This is a genomic window from Mycobacterium sp. ITM-2016-00316 (assembly GCF_002968335.2).
Lineage (GTDB): Bacteria > Actinomycetota > Actinomycetes > Mycobacteriales > Mycobacteriaceae > Mycobacterium.
In genome coordinates, this window is the sequence record NZ_CP134398.1 from 2,902,848 (window position 1) to 2,921,376 (window position 18,529).

Annotated in this window: 14 protein-coding genes and 2 pseudogenes; 13 read left to right on the plus strand and 3 right to left on the minus strand. The window is 68.7% G+C overall.

The annotated features are described in order from the left end of the window. Positions 1-27 precede the first annotated feature (27 nt). Positions 28-969, minus strand: a complete 942-nt coding sequence (locus tag C6A86_RS13970) for a TauD/TfdA family dioxygenase (RefSeq protein WP_105366322.1) — start codon at positions 967-969, stop codon at positions 28-30. A 379-nt stretch (positions 970-1,348) separates the two neighbouring features. Between C6A86_RS13970 and cobN the strand changes: the two genes are divergently transcribed. The 8 genes and pseudogenes from cobN (at position 1,349) to C6A86_RS14005 (ending at position 11,392) form a co-directional block, all read left to right on the plus strand. Continuing rightward, positions 1,349-4,945, plus strand: a complete 3,597-nt coding sequence (cobN, locus tag C6A86_RS13975; RefSeq protein ID WP_105366321.1) for a cobaltochelatase subunit CobN — start codon at positions 1,349-1,351, stop codon at positions 4,943-4,945. Between the two features lie 44 nt (positions 4,946-4,989). Beyond that, the gene (locus C6A86_RS13980; RefSeq protein WP_105366320.1) at positions 4,990-5,373 is read left to right on the plus strand and encodes a PPOX class F420-dependent oxidoreductase; all 384 of its coding nucleotides are present in this window, start codon (positions 4,990-4,992) and stop codon (positions 5,371-5,373) included. Further along, positions 5,374-6,264, plus strand: a complete 891-nt coding sequence (gene purU / locus C6A86_RS13985; RefSeq protein WP_105366319.1) for a formyltetrahydrofolate deformylase — start codon at positions 5,374-5,376, stop codon at positions 6,262-6,264. A gap of 33 nt (positions 6,265-6,297) precedes the next feature. After that, positions 6,298-6,690, plus strand: a complete 393-nt coding sequence (locus C6A86_RS13990) for a PPOX class F420-dependent oxidoreductase (protein ID WP_105366318.1) — start codon at positions 6,298-6,300, stop codon at positions 6,688-6,690. A 33-nt stretch (positions 6,691-6,723) separates the two neighbouring features. Beyond that, the gene (locus tag C6A86_RS13995; RefSeq protein ID WP_105366317.1) at positions 6,724-7,245 is read left to right on the plus strand and encodes an FxsA family protein; all 522 of its coding nucleotides are present in this window, start codon (positions 6,724-6,726) and stop codon (positions 7,243-7,245) included. 12 nt (positions 7,246-7,257) lie between these two features. Then, a pseudogene (locus tag C6A86_RS29195) lies at positions 7,258-8,861 on the plus strand (amidohydrolase). Next, positions 8,854-10,623, plus strand: coding sequence for an apolipoprotein N-acyltransferase (gene lnt / locus C6A86_RS29200; protein WP_105366315.1), 1,770 nt, complete (start codon positions 8,854-8,856; stop codon positions 10,621-10,623). The pseudogene C6A86_RS29195 and the gene lnt overlap by 8 nt, the downstream one beginning before the upstream one ends. Next, positions 10,620-11,392: pseudogene (locus C6A86_RS14005) on the plus strand (polyprenol monophosphomannose synthase). Before lnt ends, C6A86_RS14005 begins: the two are co-directional and overlap by 4 nt. An 82-nt stretch (positions 11,393-11,474) precedes the next feature. Here the strand turns inward: C6A86_RS14005 and C6A86_RS14010 are convergent. Continuing rightward, a complete protein-coding gene (locus C6A86_RS14010; protein ID WP_057165293.1) occupies positions 11,475-11,810 on the minus strand; it encodes an RNA polymerase-binding protein RbpA in 336 nt (111 codons plus the stop codon). A 133-nt stretch (positions 11,811-11,943) separates the two neighbouring features. Here C6A86_RS14010 and C6A86_RS14015 point away from each other — a divergent pair, with 133 nt between their 5' ends. The 3 genes from C6A86_RS14015 (at position 11,944) to C6A86_RS14025 (ending at position 14,269) form a co-directional block, all read left to right on the plus strand. Then, a complete protein-coding gene (locus C6A86_RS14015; protein ID WP_105366374.1) occupies positions 11,944-12,303 on the plus strand; it encodes a hypothetical protein in 360 nt (119 codons plus the stop codon). A gap of 22 nt (positions 12,304-12,325) precedes the next feature. Next, complete coding sequence (locus C6A86_RS14020; RefSeq protein WP_199196444.1) at positions 12,326-13,531, plus strand: alpha/beta fold hydrolase; 1,206 nt, start codon at positions 12,326-12,328, stop codon at positions 13,529-13,531. A 69-nt stretch (positions 13,532-13,600) separates the two neighbouring features. Continuing rightward, positions 13,601-14,269: a hypothetical protein gene (locus C6A86_RS14025; protein WP_105366313.1), complete on the plus strand. Its 669-nt coding sequence runs from the start codon at positions 13,601-13,603 to the stop codon at positions 14,267-14,269. Here C6A86_RS14025 and C6A86_RS14030 read toward each other — a convergent pair. Then, entirely contained in the window at positions 14,266-14,958 is a 693-nt protein-coding gene (locus C6A86_RS14030; RefSeq protein WP_105366312.1) for a hypothetical protein, read from the minus strand. The genes C6A86_RS14025 and C6A86_RS14030 overlap by 4 nt on opposite strands. A gap of 64 nt (positions 14,959-15,022) precedes the next feature. Between C6A86_RS14030 and C6A86_RS14035 the strand changes: the two genes are divergently transcribed. Together C6A86_RS14035 and C6A86_RS14040 are read left to right on the plus strand one after the other, a co-directional pair. Next, positions 15,023-16,534 carry a carboxylesterase/lipase family protein gene (locus C6A86_RS14035; protein ID WP_105366311.1) on the plus strand — a complete coding sequence of 504 codons (1,512 nt, stop codon included), beginning with the start codon at positions 15,023-15,025 and terminating at the stop codon, positions 16,532-16,534. Between the two features lie 52 nt (positions 16,535-16,586). Beyond that, positions 16,587-18,500, plus strand: a complete 1,914-nt coding sequence (locus C6A86_RS14040; protein ID WP_199196443.1) for a primary-amine oxidase — start codon at positions 16,587-16,589, stop codon at positions 18,498-18,500. The last annotated feature ends 29 nt before the right edge of the window (positions 18,501-18,529 follow it).

An 18,529-nucleotide genomic window follows, 5' to 3' on the forward strand; every position in this document is an offset into this window, starting at 1 on the left:
CAGCGGCCCGTGAACGATGGGCGCGACTCAGCTCGCCCGTGCGTGCCGGCCCGGCACCGGATCGACCACGACCGAGTAGCCCGAGGCATCCCCGGCGACGACGCGGCTGGGCCTGCCCTGCACGTCGACAGGGATATCGCCGGCCAGTGTCACCCGGCTGAGCCGCCGGAACTGGTCGTCGTAGTCGGCGACCGCATAGTGCTGGGTGGCCCGGTTGTCCCAGATGGCCAGATCGCCGGGTTCCCAGCTCCAGCGAACGGTGTTCTCCAGCTTGGTGATCCGCGCCTGCAGCAATCCAAAAAGGGCAGCAGACTCGGTGGATCCCAGCCCAACGAACCGCTTGACGAAGTGACCGAGCAACAGCACCCGCTCGCCGGTTTCCGGATGGACCCGCACCACGGGGTGCTCGGTCTCGAAGTAGGCGGACTCGAACTCCTCGCGGTGTTCGCGCACGGTGGCGGCGACCTGCTCGTGCCGGCCGTCATAGTCGGCGGCGTAGTCATAGGTGTTGGTGTGCACCGCCCACAGGTTCTCCGCAAGCGCCCGCAGCGCTGGAGGCAACTGGGCGTAGGCGGTCTCGGTGTTGGCCCACACGGTGGTACCGCCGTACTCCGGCAGTGCCACCGCGCGTAGCAGAGACGCTTTCGGGATGCGATCCACGAAGGTGACGTCGGTGTGCCAGCTGTTGGCCTTGTCGTAGCGGGAGTCGATGGGCAGCACCCGGGTGCCGCGCGACAGCACCGTCGGGTGGGCGGCGGTCGTGGTGCCGAGGCGTTGGGCGAATGCCAGCTGACCGTCGTCGTCGAGATCGTTCTGATTGCGGAAGAAGATCACCTTGTGGGTCAGCAGCGCGTCGTTGATCGCCGCCACGGTCGACTCGTCGAGATCGGCGGTCAGCCGTGCGCCGTCGAGACGGGCGCCGATATGGGCGCCGAGTTTGACGACATCCAGTGAGGTGCGGGTGCTCATGAATCCATTGCGCCAGCCGTGGCCCCGTCGGTAAACGGTTCGACCACGCGGGATTCGAAGTCCGGAATGCGCAGCTGGCGGCGCCGCCGTCGGCACTTATATGACGTGTGTCACATTTTTCCGGCTCCTGTCTGCTCAGGCACAGAATGCCGCTGCCGGCGCCTGCGGGGGCTACGTTTCGATCATCAACCCGGTACCGCCGGTACCTTTTCAGGAAGGAGGCCATGACATGGCCTCACTCATCGCCATCGCCGCCGGCGTGGCCCTGGTTTTCGCTGCCATCTCCGTCCCGTACCAGGACTCGTGGTACGGCCGCTGGAGCCGCTCCGACCGCTGACCGGCAGACCACGCGACGCGCGTGGTGAGGCAGGATTGAACGGTGCCGACCGTGCTGCTGCTGTCTACGTCCGATACCGACCTGATCACCGCGCGCGCCAGCGGTGCCGACTATCGATGGGCCAATCCGGCCCGGCTGCTGCAGGACGAACTCGACCGCGAGCTCGCTGAGCTGATCGCCGGCGTCGATATCGCCGTCGTCCGCATCCTCGGCGGGTATCGCTCCTGGCAGGACGGCATCGACATATTGGTCGGCCTCGGCGTGCCCACCGTGGTGCTGTCCGGGGAGCAGGCGCCCGACGCCGAGCTGATGCGGCATTCGACCGTCCCGGCCGGCGTGGCACTGCAGGCCCACATCTATCTGGCGCAGGGCGGCACGGAGAATCTGCGCGGCCTGCACGCCTTCCTCAGCGACACCCTGCTCATGACCGGCGAAGGTTTCGACCCGCCGGTCTCCATTCCCGGCTGGGGCGTGCTGGAACGCCCGCAGACAGAGGTCACTGGACCGACAGTCGCGGTGCTGTACTACCGGGCCCAGCATCTGGCCGGCAACACCGGCTACATCTCTGCGCTGTGCGACGCCATCGTCGCGGCCGGCGGCCGGCCGCTGCCGGTGTACTGCGCCTCGCTGCGGACCGCCGAACCCGAACTGCTGGAGCTGCTGGGCACAGCGGATGCGCTGATCACCACGGTGCTCGCCGCCGGTGGCGCCACCCCGGCGACCGTGGGCGCCGGTGGGACCGACGACAGCTGGAACGTCGCGCATCTGGCCGCGCTGGACGTCCCGATCCTGCAGGGGCTGTGCCTGACCAGTTCCCGGTCCACCTGGTCGCAGAACAACGACGGCATGTCCCCGCTGGATGTCGCCACCCAGGTGGCGGTGCCGGAGTTCGACGGCCGGATCATCACCGTCCCGTTCTCGTTCAAGGAGATCGATGGCGAGGGGCTGATCACGTACAACGCCGACCCGGAGCGCTGCGCCCGGGTGGCCGGTCTGGCCGTGCGGCACGCCCGGCTGCGCCACGTCCCGGCCGCCGACAAGCAGGTCGCGCTGGTGTTCTCGGCCTACCCGACCAAACACGCGCGCATCGGTAACGCCGTCGGCCTGGATACCCCGGCCTCGGCGGTGGCCCTGCTGCGGGCCATGCGCGAGCACGGTATCGATATCGGCGAGGTGCCCGGTGTCGATGCCGAAGACGGCGACGCGCTGATTCACGCGCTGATCGAACGCGGGGGACAGGACCCCGACTGGCTCACCGAGGAAACGCTGGCGCGCAACCCGATCCGGGTCTCGGCCGCCGATTACCGGCGCTGGTTCGCCACGGTGCCCACCGAACTGGCCGACGCGGTGGTGCGGCACTGGGGACCGCCGCCGGGCGAGCTTTTCGTCGACCGCAGCCACGATCCCGACGGCGAGATCGTCATCGCCGGGATGAGGTCCGGCAACGTGGTGATCCTGGTACAGCCGCCGCGCGGGTTCGGCGAGAACCCGGTCGCCATCTATCACGACCCCGATCTACCGCCGAGCCATCACTATCTGGCCGCCTACCGCTGGCTGGACGGGCAGTTCGGTGACTCGCGCGCGTTCAAGGCCGACGCCGTCATCCATCTGGGCAAGCACGGCAACCTGGAATGGCTGCCGGGCAAGACGCTGGGCATGAGCGCGGACTGCGGGACCGATGCGGCGCTGGGCGACCTGCCGCTGATCTACCCGTTCCTGGTCAACGATCCGGGCGAGGGCACCCAGGCCAAACGCCGCGCGCACGCGACACTCGTCGACCATCTCATCCCGCCGATGGCACGTGCCGAGACCTACGGTGACATCGCCCGGCTGGAACAGCTGCTCGACGAGCACTCGAATGTCTCGGCGCTCGACCCGTCGAAACTGCCCGCCATCCGTCAGCAGATCTGGACGTTGATGCGCGCGGCGAAGATGGACCACGACTTGGGCCTGGAGGATCGCCCCGACGAGGATTCCTTCGACGACATGCTGCTGCACGTCGACGGGTGGCTCTGCGAGATCAAGGACGTACAGATTCGCGACGGCCTGCACATCCTCGGGCAGGCGCCCGTCGGGGAATCCGAACTGGATCTGGTGCTGGCCATCCTGCGCGCCCGCCAGTTGTTCGGCGGTGAGCACACCGTGCCCGGCCTGCGTCAGGCCCTCGGACTCGCCGAGGACGGCGCCGACGAACGCACCGCCGTCGACGCCGCGGAGACGGCCGCCCGCAAGCTGGTGGCCGGCCTGCAGGACAGCGGCTGGGATGCCGGGGCCGTCGACGGTCTCACCGATGACCCGGTGATCGCGCAGATCCTGCGCTTCGCCGCCACCGAGGTGGTGCCCAGGCTGCGGGGCACCGACGGGGAGATCGAGGCGGTGCTGCGGGCCGTGGACGGTCACTACATCCCGGCGGGGCCGTCCGGTTCCCCGTTACGCGGTCTGGTCAACGTGCTGCCGACCGGGCGCAACTTCTACTCCGTGGATCCCAAGGCGGTGCCGTCCCGGCTGGCCTGGGAAACCGGTGTCGGCCTGGCCGATTCGCTGCTGGCCCGGTACCGCGCAGACCACGGGATCTGGCCGCCGTCGGTCGGCCTTTCGGTGTGGGGGACCTCGGCGATGCGCACCTCCGGCGACGACATCGCCGAAGTGCTGGCGCTGCTCGGTGTGCGGCCGATCTGGGATGACGCGTCGCGCCGGGTGGTGGACCTGGAGGCAATATCGCTGGAAGAACTGGGCCGGCCGCGCATCGACGTGACGGTCCGCATCTCCGGGTTCTTCCGGGACGCTTTTCCGCATGTGGTCACCATGCTCGACGACGCCGTCGCGTTGGTGGCCGGCCTGGAGGAAGGGCCGCAGGACAATTACGTGCGGGCCCACTCACTGGCCGACCTTGCCGAGCACGGTGATGAACGCCGCAGCACCACAAGAATTTTCGGGTCGAAGCCCGGAACTTACGGCGCGGGTCTGCTGCAGCTCATCGACAGCCGCAACTGGCGCGACGATCAGGACCTGGCCGAGGTGTACACCGCGTGGGGCGGCTTCGCCTACGGGCGTGGCCTCGACGGCGCCCCCGCGACCGACGAGATGAACCGGGCGTATCGGCGAATCGCAGTGGCGGCGAAGAACACCGACACCCGAGAGCACGACATCGCAGACTCCGACGACTATTTCCAGTACCACGGCGGCATGATCGCCACCGTGCGCGCACTCACCGGCAAGGACCCGGCCGCCTACATCGGCGACAACACCCGCCCCGACGCGGTGCGCACCCGCACCCTCAGCGAGGAGACCACCCGGGTGTTCCGGGCCCGCGTGGTCAACCCGCGCTGGATCAACGCCATGCGCAGGCACGGTTACAAGGGCGCCTTCGAGATGGCCGCCACCGTCGACTACTTGTTCGGCTACGACGCGACCGCACATGTGATGGCGGACTGGATGTACGAGCAGCTCAGCCAGAGCTACGTGCTCGACGACGAGAACCGCAAGTTCATGAACGAGTCCAACCCCTGGGCACTGCACGGGATGGCCGAACGGTTGTTGGAGGCGGCCGGGCGAGGAATGTGGGCCGCACCGGACCCCGCCACCCTCGAAGGCCTCAAGCAGGTGATGTTGGAGACCGAGGGAGAACTGGAAGGCTGACTCGCGTTCTGCCCGCGTGGGGGAGGTGCACATAGGATTGCGCCATGGCTCTCACCTTCGCCGACGTCGCCAAGGCCGACTACGTTCTGCTCACTACGTTCACCAAGGACGGCCGGCCCAAGCCGACCGCCATCTGGGCCGTCCCCGACGGTGACCGGCTGCTGGCCATCACCCAGGCGAAGGCCTGGAAGGTCAAGCGCATCCGCAACACCCCGCGCGTCACCGTCGCCGTCTGCGATCGCAGCGGGAACCCCAAGAGCGAGGAAGTGGATGCCGTGGCGGCCATCTTGGACCAGTCCGAGGTCGCCCGGGTCTACGACGGGATCGGCAAGCGCTACGGCCTGATCGGCAAGGTCTTCAACCTGTTCTCCAAGTTGCGCGGCGGCATGAAGAACAACCTTGCGCTGGAGCTGCGCGCGGCCGCATAGATGAGCCATCCCGCAGGATCCGCGACAGCCGGCCGCTACCAGGACATCGGACGCTTGCTGCTGCGCTGCCCGGACCGCTCCGGGATCGTCGCGGCCGTGTCGACGTTCCTGACCGCAGCCGGCGCCAACATCATCTCCCTGGACCAGCACTCGACTCAGCCAGAAGGTGGAGTTTTCCTGCAGCGCACAGTCTTTCACCTGCCCGGCTTGGCGGCCGCGAGCACCGAACTGGAACGGGAGTTCGCCGCGCGCGTCGCGCCGCAATTTGAGATCGACTACCGGTTCACCGACGCCGCCAAGCCCAAGCGCGTCGCTATCCTGGCATCGCGGGCGGATCACTGTCTGCTGGATCTGCTGTGGCGCAACCGCCGTGGCGAATTGGACATGTCGGTGGTCATGGTGATCGCCAACCATCCCGATCTGGCAGACCAGGTGCGCCCGTTCGGCGTTCCCTTTGTGCACATCCCGGCGACCAGGGAGATCCGGGCCGAGGCCGAGGCGCGCCAGCTCGAACTGCTGCGCGGCAACGTCGACCTGGTGGTACTGGCCAGGTACATGCAGATCGTCACCCCCGACTTCCTGGCCGCGGTCGGTGCCCCGCTGATCAACATCCACCATTCGTTCCTGCCCGCCTTCATAGGTGCCAACACCTATCGGCGGGCCAGGGAGCGTGGCGTCAAACTGGTCGGGGCCACGGCGCACTACGTCACCGAGGACCTCGACGAGGGCCCGATCATCGAGCAGGACGTGGTGCGCATCGACCACACTCACACCGTCGAGGACCTGGTGCGCCTGGGCGCCGATGTCGAGCGCGCGGTGCTGTCCCGGGCGGTGTTGTGGCACTGCCAGGATCGCGTCGTGCGGCACGACAATGAGGCCGTTGTCTTCTGAGCAGATCGTCTTTCGACGTGGTGAACTGTTGCCATGTCACCGACCTTCGATGATGTCTATCGCGAGAAGTACCTGCTGCTGACCACCTTCACCAAGGACGGGCGGCCCAAGCCGACCCCGGTGTGGGGCGTGCCGCACGAGGGCAAGTTGCTGATCAGTACCGATGACGGTTCCTGGAAGACCAAGCGGATCAACAACACGCCGCGGGTCACCATCCAGAAGTGCGGCGTGCTGGGCAAGGTCAAGGGCGAGCCCGTCGAGGCCGTCGCCCGCAACCTGCCGAAGTCCGAGACCCGGCGAGTGTTCGACATGGTGACCCGGCGCTACTGGTGGCACGCCTGGTGGTGGATCCCGCAGGCCCTGATCCGCGGCGGGGTGGACAAGGTGCATGCCGCGATCGAGATCGAGCCGGTCGCGGGCACATAGGAACCCAATCGGCGCCCCGCGCGTTGTCCTCACATGGTTAAGCGGTTGTTCCTGGTGTACCTGCTCGTCGAGCTGGCGGTGCTGGTCGCCCTGGTGTCGACCATCGGGTTCGGCTGGACCGTGTTGGCAGTTTTGGGAACCTTCCTGGTCGGTCTGGCGCTGGCGGGTCGACAGCTCACCCGGCACCTCGGGCGCCTGCAGTCGGCGCTGAACTCGCGTACGTCCTCCGACGAGCTGGCCTCCGACAGCGCCCTGGTGGCACTCGGTGCCGTCCTGGTCTTCATCCCGGGCGTGGCCAGTTCGGTGCTGGGCGCATTGCTGTTGATGCCGCCCACCCGGCGCATCGCCCGCCCCGTGGCGATGGCCGCGATCGGCAGGAGCCTCGCGAAGGCCACCCCGCTGGTGGTGACCTATCCGGCCGGTCAGCCCGGGTACCGGCAGCCCCGCCAGACCGACTACGTCGACGGCGAGGTGATCGACGTCATCGATGTCGAGACGGGCAAGAACACCACCGAACCGACCTCAGTGGGGCACCGCACCATCACCCCCGATTAACCTGTCACCTTCGTGACGACTCTGCTGATCAACGGACGGGTACACAGCCCGGCCGCCCCCGACGCCACGGCCATCGCTTTCAGTGACGGCCCCGACGGTGCGGTGGTGTGGCTGGGTGCCGACGACACCGCCCGCGCGGAGTTCCCCGGTGCCGACACCATCGATCTGGCCGGCGGGTTCGTGGCCCCGGCTTTCGTGGACAGTCACGTGCATCTGACCGCCACCGGGCTCAGCCTCACCGGTCTGGATCTGCGCGATGCGACCTCCCGCGAGCACTGCCTGGCGCTGGTCGCCGAGCATGCCCGACGCCATCCCACCGGCATCGTGTGGGGGTCGGGCTGGGACGAGTCGGCGTGGCCGGACCGGACTCCGCCGAGCACCGCGGACCTGGACGGGGTGCTCGGCGCCAGAGCGGCCTACCTGAGCCGGATCGACGTGCACTCCGCCGCCGCGTCGAGCGCGCTGCGGGCGGCCGCGGGCGGTATCGCCGACGCCGACGGGTTCGATCCACAGCGACCGCTGACCGCCGAGGCGCACCATCGGGCCCGCGCGGCCGCGCGCGAGTTGCTGACGCCGGATCAGCGACGCGAAGCCCAACTCGCCGCGCTCGACGCGGCGGCGGGCCACGGCATCGCCGCGGTGCACGAATGCGGCGGGCCCGATATCGGTGGCCTGGACGACTGGCATGCACTGCTCGCACTGGAGCACGGCGTGCAGGTCACCGGCTACTGGGGCGAGGCCGTCCAGAGCGCGGCGCAGGCCCGCGACCTGATCGCCGCGACCGGCGCCGCGGGCCTGGCGGGGGACCTGTTCGTCGACGGTGCGCTGGGCTCCCGCACCGCCTGGCTGCACGAGCCCTACTTCGATGCCGTCCACACCTGCGGCAACACCTACCTGGACACCGACGCGATCGCCGCGCATCTGCACGCCTGCACCGAGGCCGGGATCACCGCGGGATTCCACGTCATCGGGGATGCCGCCGTCACCGCCGTCACCGATGCGTTGCGGCGCGTCGTCGAGCACTTCGGCGGCCCCGCGGTCGCGCGCTGCGGGCATCGCCTGGAGCATCTGGAGATGGTGACCGCCGAACAGGCCACCAGCCTGGGCCGGTGGGGCGTGATCGGCAGCGTGCAGCCCAACTTCGACGCCTACTGGGGCGGGTCGGACGGGATGTATGCCCAGCGTCTCGGGGTTTCCCGAGCGGCAACGCTCAATCCGTTTGCGCTGTTAGCATCCCAAGGCGTGCCCCTCGCCTTCGGCTCCGACAGTCCGGTCACCGGGCTGAACCCGTGGGCGACCGTGCGGGCAGCGATCCGGCACCGCACCCCGGGCAGCGGCGTGTCGGCCCGGGCGGCGTTCTCCGCGGCGACCCGCGGCGCCTGGCGCGCCGGCGGCGTGCGTGACGGCGTCACCGGCACCCTGGTGCCCGGCGCACCCGCCTCCTACGCGATCTGGGAGGCCGGTGATCTGAGGTCAGCACCCCCGCGTCCGACACCGCGGCCCGCTGGTCCACCGATCCGCGCTCGCGAGTGCCCGCGTTGCCGCAGTTGGACGCTGAGGCCGATTTCCCGCGCTGCCTGCGAACCGTCCACCGTGGCAAGGTGCTTCATGGCTGACGCCGATACCGTCGACGACGCCCCTGCCGGTACCGCGGACACCGCTGCTCCCGGCCGCGGCGCCCGGATCGCCGGTGCCACTTGGCGTGCACTGAGCGGGCGGCTGATCCGGCTGGCCGCCTCGGTGGTCGCCGGCGTCCTGCTGTATCTCAGCTTCCCCCCGGTCGGCTGGTGGTGGGCGGCCTTCCCGTCGCTGGCCCTGCTCGGCTGGGTGCTCACCCGTAGGCAGACCACCCGGGCCGGTGGATTCGGCTACGGTCTGCTCTTCGGGCTGGCCTTCTACCTGCCGTTGATCCCGTGGGTGGGACTGTTCGTCGGGACCGGGCCCTGGCTGGCGCTGTCGCTGCTGCAGGCGCTGTTCCCGGCCCTGTTCGGTCTGCTCGCCGTCACCGTCCGCGGGTTGCCGGGCTGGCCGATCTGGTTCGCCGCGGAATGGGCGGTGCAGGAGTGGCTGAAATCGAGTGTGCCGTTCGGCGGCTTCCCGTGGGGTGTCGTCGCCTTCGGGCAAGCCGAGGGGCCGCTGCTGCCGCTCGCACAGCTCGGGGGCGCCCCGCTGGTATCCGTCGCGGTGGCGCTGGTCGGGTTCAGCCTGACCGCGCTGAGCCTGGAGATCGTGATGTGGTGGCGGCGCAGCCACCCGAGCGCCGAGGGCTCGGATGCGGCCCGGCCGGAGGCGGTGCTGCCGGGCGTGATCATCTGCGTGGTGCTGCTGGCCACCGCACTGGTGTGGCCGGGGATACGGCAGGCCGGCGCGGGGGCAGGCGAACACCCGTCGGTGACGGTGGCCGCGGTGCAGGGCAACGTGCCACGGCTGGGGCTGGACTTCAACGCGCAGCGCCGCGCGGTGCTCGACAACCACGTCGCCCAGACCCTGAAACTGGCCGAGGACGTGCGGGCCGGTCGCGCGCCGCAGCCGATGGTGGTGATCTGGCCGGAGAACTCCTCCGATATCGACCCGTTGCGCAATACCGACGCCGCCGCGCAGATCTCGGCGGCCGCACGCGCCATCCGGGCCCCGATCCTGGTGGGCACGGTGCTGGCCGCCCCCGGCTACACCCGCGACTCCCCGGTGGCGACGAACACGGTGCTGGTGTGGGATCCCGAAACCGGCCCGCAGGACCGCCACGACAAACGGATCATCCAGCCGTTCGGTGAGTACCTGCCCTGGCGGGACTTCTTCCGCAGGTTCTCGTCCTACGCCGACCGCGCCGGCTATTTCCTGCCCGGCGACGGCACCGGCGTCGTGCAGGCTGCCGGCATCCCGATCGGGGTGGCCACCTGTTGGGAGGTGATCTTCGACCGGGCCGTCCGCGATTCCGTGCTCAACGGGGCCCAGCTGCTCGCGGTACCCGCCAACAACGCCACCTTCGACGCGGCCATGAGCGCCCAGCAGTTGGCGTTCGCCCGGCTGCGGGCCGTCGAGCACGACCGGTACGTGGTGGTGTCGGGGACCACCGGGATCAGCGCCGTAGTCGCCCCCGACGGCCATGCGCTGGCCACCACGGAGTTTTTCGAACCGGCCTACCTGGACATGGCGGTGCGGCTGAAATCGAACATCACCTTCGCCACCGACTGGGGCCCCGCCGTGCAATGGGCGCTGGTCGGAGTCGGCGTTGCGGCTGTGATCGCCGCCATGCTGCACAATGGGAAGTTCGTGCGCAGACGGCGAGAGGCCGCGCTGCGCACCCCGGTCGGCCCGCAGCACCGGCCCACCGGACAGGATTCGCCCGATGCGGGCAGTGAGGACGAGAGAACAGCATGAGCGATCTGGTGGCGCCCAGCCGGCGCACGCTGGTGATCATCCCGACCTACAACGAGCGGGAGAATCTCCCGTTGATCGTCGGGCGGGTCCACGCCGCTCAGCCGGACGTCCACATCCTTGTCGTCGACGACGGCAGCCCGGACGGCACCGGCGGGCTGGCCGATGAGCTCTCGCTCGCCGACCCGGACCGCATCCATGTCATGCACCGGGTCAGTAAGGACGGGCTCGGAGCGGCCTATCTGGCCGGTTTCGCCTGGGTCTGAGCCGCGAGTACACCGTCCTGGTCGAGATGGATGCCGATGGCAGTCACGCCCCGGAGGAACTGGGCCGGCTGCTGTCGGCCGTCGACGGTGGCGCCGATCTGGCGATCGGGTCGCGCTACGTGCCCGGCGGCACGGTGCGGAACTGGCCGTGGCGCCGGCTGGCGCTGTCGCGGACGGCGAACACCTATTCCCGGGTGCTGCTGGGCGTCGGCATCAACGACATCACGGCCGGCTACCGCGCCTACCGGCGCGAGGTGCTGGAGAAGATCGACCTGTCTGCCGTGGATTCCAAGGGTTACTGCTTCCAGATCGATCTGACCTGGCGGGCCATCAACGCCGGTTTCACCGTCGTCGAGGTGCCCATCACGTTCTCCGAACGGGAACTGGGCGTCTCCAAGATGAGCGGGTCGAACATCCGCGAGGCGATGTTCAAGGTCGCCGAGTGGGGGATGCGCGGACGGCTGGATCGCGCCCGCGGCGTCAGCAGCAGGCCGGCTTCCCTCTAACGACCGCGAGCGTGCGTGTCCGCGGCCGGCACGGGTGCCGGCGCGCGATCACGCACGCTCGTGTGGTTCGCGTCGGGCGGCGTCAGCCGCGGCGACGGGTCTTGATGATGTCGAGGCGCTCCTTGAGCAGCTCTTCGAGCTCCTCCACCGAACGCCGCTCCAACAGCATGTCCCAGTGCGTCCGCGGCGGCTTGACCTTCTTGGGCTCGGGAACATCGCCGTCGATCAGCGTGCCCTCCATGCCGTTGCGGCAGGGCCAGGTACCGGGGATTTCGGCGTCGTCGGCGAACGGAACCTCGAACTCTTCACCGTTGTCGGTGCGGTAGCGCGCCACCTGGCGTGGCGCCAGGTCGTGGTTGCGGTCGGTCTCGTAGCTCACGGCGCCGAGCCGGCTGCCCCTCAGAACACGATCAGCCATCGTCCACTCTCCTCAATCACGCGCGATTTCGTCCGGAGCATCAACGCGGCGGACCCGCGTGAAGTTCCCGACTCAATCCACCAGGATACGGCAGAAGCTGGGCACCTCGGGTGCGGCGGTCTACAGTCGGCGCGTGACATCCGCAACGCCTGGTACATCCGCTGCGCGAAGGCGCAATCGGCCCCAGCCGTGTCGTTGGTGCGGCCGCGAAGTTCCCGATGCAGGCATGGGCCGACGGCGCCAGTACTGCAGGCAGTCCTGCCGGCAGCGCGCCTACGAACAACGCGCGCAGGTCAAGGGCACCTCGGTGGCGCCCGATGCGGTGGTGCTCACTGCCGATGAGGCCGCCGACCTCTCCGATCGCATCTACCAGGTCCGGTGTGCGGCCGAGGATGTCGTGACCGCCGCCGACGAAGGAGTCGTCGGTACCGAGCTGCGTGAGCTGTGTGAGGTGCTGCTACAGGCGGCGAAGGCCGCCGACGGCTGGCGTTGATGAAACCGGAGAGTGTGCGGTCGTGACCATCCCCACCCCTGATCGGCCGGCCGGCGTCTGGCGTTTCGCAGAGTTCGTGCTGGACACCCAGCGCTACGAGCTGCGCCGCGACGGCCAGTCGGTGCACGTCGAGCCCCAGGTCTTTGATGTACTGACCCAGCTGGTGTCCCACCACGACCGTTTTGTCACCAAGGAGGAGCTGTTCGACTCGGTCTGGGGTGGCCGATTCGTCGGCGAGGCCGCCCTGACCAGCCGGATCAAGGCCGCCCGCCGGGCACTCGGTGACGACGGCGAATCCCAGCGCTTCATCCGCACCGTCCGGGGCCGGGGCTACCAGTTCGTCGGCACCCTGACCGAGGACGTGGCCACCCCGCCCGAACAGGCCCCGGCACCGCGCCAGCACATCGCCTTCTGCCGCGCCGCCGATGGCGTGCGACTGGCCTACGCGGTGGCCGGGGACGGCCCGCCGCTGGTGCGGGCGGCCAACTGGATGACCCACCTCGGCTATGACATCGAGAGCCCGGTGTGGCGGCACTGGGTACGTGATCTCGCGCACGCGCACACCTTCATCCGCTATGACGAACGTGGCTGCGGACTCTCGGACTGGGATACCGGGGACTTCACCTTCGACGACTGGGTCACCGATCTGGAGTCTGTGGTCGAAGCGCTTGGCCTGGAACGCTTTCCGCTGCTAGGGGTGTCCCAGGGCGGCGCGGTCGCGGTGGCCTACGCGGCCCGCCATCCCGAACGGGTGTCCCATCTGGTGCTGTGCGGCGCCTACGCCCGCGGGCGGGCCGTGCGTGCGGTGGGCGAGGACGAGAAGCGGGCCGCAGCACTGGATCTGGACCTGGCCAGGGTCGGCTGGGGGCGCGACGATCCCGCGTTCCGGCAGGTGTTCGCCGCACAGTTTCAGCCCGACGGCACCCGCGCGGACTGGGAGGCGTTCGACCATCTGCAACGCCGCACCACCTCCCCGGAGAATGCGGTGCGATTCCTCGACGAGTTCGGCCGCATCGATGTGCGCGAGGACGCCCAGCAGGTTTCCTGTCCGACCCTGATCATGCATTCCGCCGATGACCGCCGCGTCCCGATGCGCTACGGCGAGGAATTGGCCACACTGATCCCCGACTCCCGACTGGTGGCGCTGCACAGCAACAACCATCTGCTGACCGAGAGTGAACCCGCCTGGCAGGTGTTCCGCACCGAACTCGCCGCGTTTCTGGTCTGATCGCGTTCTCCACCGAATCTCCATACAAAATTCATGCGCGCAGGGCCCGCGGCACAGCACGCTGAACAGATGAGAAAGTTGACCCGCACCCTGCTCGTCGGAGCCACCGCCACGTTGGCACTGACCGCCTGCTCGGGCGGCACCGAGACCGCGACCACCCCGTCACCGTCGGCAACCGAGACGTCGTTTCCGCCATCGGCCAAGTACATCGCCGACATGCCGGCGGCCGACGGCCGGACCATGACGATCGGCATTGCCGTCGACGGTGACCAGGTCGCGGCCTATGCCTGCAACGGTGTCGACGACGAGGCCTGGTTCTTCGGGGATCAGTCCGACGGTCGCATCGATATCACCGGCAAGTTCCGCGACACCCTCAGGGCATCGGTCGATGGTGCCGATGTGGTCGGCGATCTGACCATGGACGGCGTGGCCTACCGGTTCACCGCAGCCTCGGTGCCAGCGCCGGCGGGGATGTACACCGGCGAGGCCGGCGGGGTGCGGGCAACCTGGGTGGTGCGCCCGGGCGACTCGGCCACCGGGGTGCAGCATGAACCCGGAGCGAAATCCGCCATGGATTCGGACCTGTTGAGCGACGAAGATTTCCGCGACCAGGTCCGCAATGCCCGCACGCTGACGCCCGCCTCGCCCATCCTGTCGCTCCAGGAAGGGACGGGCACCGCCGACATCGACGGCCAGGTGGTCACGTTGCAGGTCGTCGACGGCGACTTCCGGCTCTAACAGGACAGCCGGACACCGATGCCGGGCGGTGCCTCCGATGCGGAAAGGCACCCGAATCCGTCGACGCCACCGGCACTCAGTCGCACCGCGGCGCGTTGGGCGTAGTTGACGCACAGCACCGCGTCGGTCTCGGCACGGCAGCGGAAGTCGCCGAATGCGACCGACGACCCGTCGGGAAGGGCGGCACCATCGCCGTCGACGAAGGGGCCCGGATCTCCGTGTTGGGATCCGATCTCCACGCTGGAGCCGTCGAAGTCGACCCAGTTGCCCTTCCAGACGGTGAACACATCGGGGGGCCGCGGCGGCGGATCGGTGAGGTCCACCAGGCAGGCCAGCAGCCCGTCCCGGTACTTCGGTGTGCTGATGCAGCTCACGGTGTCGGTGGTGAAGGCGATACCGCCGTCGAGTGTGGTGGTCACCCCGTCGCGGGTGACGGACCCGAAGTCGCCCGGCACGGCCGGCTCACTGTCCTCGATCCGGGAGATGACCTCACCGATCTCGGCGTCGGGTGCGATGGTTCCGGACGGTTGCGCGGCCCGCGATGTACTGCCGGGGGCGGCCGAAGCGCTGCTCGGGGCGCTCGATGACGGCACCGACAGCGGGGTGCGGGCGGTGGAACTCTCCGAATCCAGGGTCTGCGAACAGCCTGCCACCAGGGCAGACGTCATCAGTAACAGCACCAACCGCATTCGGCCAGGGTAGCGGGCGCGCCCCGACGCGGCGAACCGCCGGATCTTCGCTAACGTCGGCCACATGCACGAACACACCGTCCGGGTTCGTATCAACACCGGAACCATCGAGGGGTTCACCCGCAACGGCGTGCACCGCTGGCGGTCGATCCCGTATGCCAAGCCGCCGGTGGGCGCGCTGCGCTACCGCGCACCCGTTGCGGCCGAACCGTGGCCAGGGGTGCGCTACTGCCACGGGTTCACCTACTGCGCCCCGCAACAGAAGATGTACACCCTGCTCGGCGTGGGCAGATACCAGCCGATGAGCGAGGACTGCCTGACGCTCAACGTGGTGGCACCCGAGGAGCCCGACACCGAGGGCCCGCTCCCGGTGATGTTCTTCATCCACGGCGGCGGTTACATCATGGGTAGTTCGGCGACACCGATCTATGACGGGGTCGCGCTGGCCCGGCGCGGATGCGTCTACGTCTCGGTGAACTACCGGCTGGGCGCGCTGGGCTGTCTGGATCTCTCCGCGCTTTCCACGCCCGAGCATCCGATCGACGGCAACCTGTACCTGGCCGACCTGGTACTGGCGCTGCGCTGGGTGCGGGAGAACATCGCGGTGTTCGGCGGCGACCCCGAGAACGTGACGATCTTCGGTGAGAGCGCCGGCGCACATGCGGTTGCCACCCTGATGGCCGTCCCCGACGCCAAAGGGCTCTTTGCACAAGCGATCTCGGAGAGTCCCGCCAGCGGCATGGTCCGCACCGCCGAGGCCGCCCCGGTGTTCGCCGAGCAGTTCGCCGGCCTGCTGGGGGCGTCGGTGTCCGACGGCGCGGCGGCCGTGATGTCGGCACGCCCCGCCGAGCTGGTCACCGCCCTGGACAAGCTCATCGCACGCGGCGGACGCGACATGCCGGGCGCCTTCCCTGCCGGCCCCACCAGCGGCACCGAACTGCTGCCCGAGGATCCGTTGCACGCCATGCGGACCGGCACCGCGCACCGGGTGCCGCTCATCGTGGGCACCAACGCCGACGAGGGCAAGTTGTTCACCAGGTTCATGCAGCTGCTGCCGATGACCGAGCAGACCATCGAGATGCTGCTGGCAGACTCCGACACCGGCACCCGGGACCGCATCGTGTCGGCCTACCCGGGCTATCCGAGCAAACAAGCCTGCATCCGACTGGGTGGTGACTTCGCGTTCGGCACGGCGGCCTGGGACATCGCCGAGGCACACAAAACGCACGCCCCGACGTACTTCTATCGCTACGACTACGCCCCGCGCATCCTGAACTGGTCCGGTATGGGCGCCACCCACGCCACCGAACTGCTCGCGGTGTTCGGCATCTACCGGACCCGACTCGGCGCGCTGCTCACCGCCGGCGGGGACCGCGCCTCGGCGAAGCGGGTCAGCCGGGAAATACAAGCCAGATGGCGTGAATTCAGCCGCACCGGCAGCCCCGGCGAGAGTTGGCCCCGGTATGACGAGAGCATGCGCGCCGTGCTGGTGTTCGACCGCCGGACCCGGCTTGAATACGACCCGAACGCGGACCGTCGCCGCGCCTGGGAGGGTTTCACGCTGGCCGCCCGATAGCGGTTAGGAGCAACTGGCTGCGCCGCCGCGCCGGGTGTGGTTGTTTGGTCCGATGACGCACCCGCTGGACCCGCTGGGCCCCGACGAATTCACTGCTGTCGCTGAGATCCTGGGCCGCGAACACGGCGTCGGGGCGGGCTGGCGCTACGCGTCCATCGAGATGGCGGAGCCGGGCAAGGCCGAACTCGCGGCCTTCGAGAACGGCGGGCCGGTGCCGGCGCGCAAGGCCGTTGTCGTGTGCTTCGAGCGGTCCGCCAATGCGACCTACAAGAGTGTGGTGTCGCTGACCGACGGCCGGGTCGAGTCGTTCGAGCACGTGCCCGGCGCGCAACCGAACTTCACCGTCGACGAGTTCCTCGAGTGTGACCAGATGCTGCGCCGCCACCCCGATTTCCTCGCCGCCCTGGCCGGTCGCGGTATCACCGACATCGACCTGGTGTTCGTCGATACCTGGACCTACGGGGACGCCGTCATCCCCGACGAGTTCCGCGGCCGGCGGCTGGGTTGGTCGGACACCTGGCTCAAGGACGGGCCGGGGATGAATCCGTACGCGCATCTGGTCAGCGGGCTGCACTGCGTGATCGACCTCAACACCATGGAGTTGCTGCGCGTCGAGGACACCGTCAATGTCGAAACCCCGGCCGTGATGGGCGAATACACGCCGCGGCACATCCCGGAGCACATCCGCTCGGCCTCGCGCCGGGAACCGCTCAAACCGCTGCACATCACCCAGCCCGAGGGTCCGTCGTTCACCCTGGACGGCAATCTGCTGCGCTGGCAGAACTGGTCGCTGCGGGTGGGTTTCAACTACCGCGAGGGCATGACGCTGCACACCGTGCGGTACCAGGACGGTGACCGGGACCGCTCGGTCGCGCACCGGATGTCGTTCGCGGAGATGGTGGTGCCCTACCGCGACTCCTCGGTCGACCACTACCGCCGCACCGCGTTCGACATCGGGGAGTGGGGACTGGGTTTCATGACGCAGTCCCTGGAACTCGGTTGTGACTGCCTCGGCGAGATCCGCTATCTCGATGCCGTGCTGCACAACAGCAAGGGCGAGCCGTACACCATCACCAACGCGATCTGCATCCACGAGGAGGACGCCGCCGTCCTCTGGAAGCACGTCGACCATGACACCGGCGCCGAGGTGCGCCGGATCCGCAGGCTCACACTGTCGTTCCATGTCACGGTCGCCAACTACGAGTACCTGGTCTACTGGCGTCTCTACCAGGACGGCAACATCGAGTGCGAGGTGCGCGCCACCGGCATCATGGTCACCACACCGCTGGCGGCCGGGCAGCCGAACCCCAACGGCACCCTTGTCGATGAACGCACATACGCCCCCTTCCACCAGCACTTCCTGGTGGCACGGCTCGACCTCGACGTCGACGGCCCCGACAACACCGTCTACATGTCGGAGTCCTACGCCGAGCCGACCGGACCGGACAATCCGTACGGGCTGTCGCTGGTGACCCGCAATGTCGCGCTGCGCACCGAGGACGAGGGAAAGCAGGATGTCGACTTCGCCACCCAGCGCGGGTGGAAGGTGGTCAACACCAACGTCGTCAACGGCCTGGGCACCCACCCGTCCTACAAGCTGGTGCCCACCGGGGCGCTGCCCGCGATGTTCGACGCACAATCCCCGGTGTTGCGGCGAGCCAACGTCATCGGGCACGCGCTGTGGGTCACACCGAATCATCCCGGCGAGCGCTGGCCGGCCGGGGAATTCGTCAATCAGTCGGTAGCTGACACCGGCCTCGGCGAATGGACCAAGGCCAACCGTTCGATCGACAACACCGACGTGGTGCTCTGGTATGTCTTCGGCATCCACCACATCACCCGGCCCGAGGACTGGCCGGTGATGCCGGTTGATGTGGTGTCGTTCTGGCTGAAGCCGTTCGGTTTCTTCGACCGAAACCCGGCACTGGATGTGGCGGCAAGTCCCGGGGAATGCCATAAGAGTTGACACCTGTCATGTGTGATCGGGGCCACTGC

What these genes read in the sequence shown, in the direction of transcription:
- C6A86_RS13970 (WP_105366322.1), bottom strand. Translation starts at nt 969, where the DNA reads ATGAGCACCCGCACCTCACTGGATGTCGTCAAACTCGGCGCCCATATC.
- C6A86_RS13980 (WP_105366320.1), top strand. Translation starts at nt 4,990, where the DNA reads ATGGCTCTCACCTTCGCCGACGTCGCCAAGGCCGACTACGTTCTGCTC.
- purU (WP_105366319.1), top strand. Translation starts at nt 5,374, where the DNA reads ATGAGCCATCCCGCAGGATCCGCGACAGCCGGCCGCTACCAGGACATC.
- C6A86_RS13990 (WP_105366318.1), top strand. Translation starts at nt 6,298, where the DNA reads ATGTCACCGACCTTCGATGATGTCTATCGCGAGAAGTACCTGCTGCTG.
- C6A86_RS13995 (WP_105366317.1), top strand. Translation starts at nt 6,724, where the DNA reads ATGGTTAAGCGGTTGTTCCTGGTGTACCTGCTCGTCGAGCTGGCGGTG.
- lnt (WP_105366315.1), top strand. Translation starts at nt 8,854, where the DNA reads ATGGCTGACGCCGATACCGTCGACGACGCCCCTGCCGGTACCGCGGAC.
- C6A86_RS14010 (WP_057165293.1), bottom strand. Translation starts at nt 11,810, where the DNA reads ATGGCTGATCGTGTTCTGAGGGGCAGCCGGCTCGGCGCCGTGAGCTAC.
- C6A86_RS14025 (WP_105366313.1), top strand. Translation starts at nt 13,601, where the DNA reads ATGAGAAAGTTGACCCGCACCCTGCTCGTCGGAGCCACCGCCACGTTG.
- C6A86_RS14030 (WP_105366312.1), bottom strand. Translation starts at nt 14,958, where the DNA reads ATGCGGTTGGTGCTGTTACTGATGACGTCTGCCCTGGTGGCAGGCTGT.
- C6A86_RS14035 (WP_105366311.1), top strand. Translation starts at nt 15,023, where the DNA reads ATGCACGAACACACCGTCCGGGTTCGTATCAACACCGGAACCATCGAG.
- C6A86_RS14040 (WP_199196443.1), top strand. Translation starts at nt 16,587, where the DNA reads ATGACGCACCCGCTGGACCCGCTGGGCCCCGACGAATTCACTGCTGTC.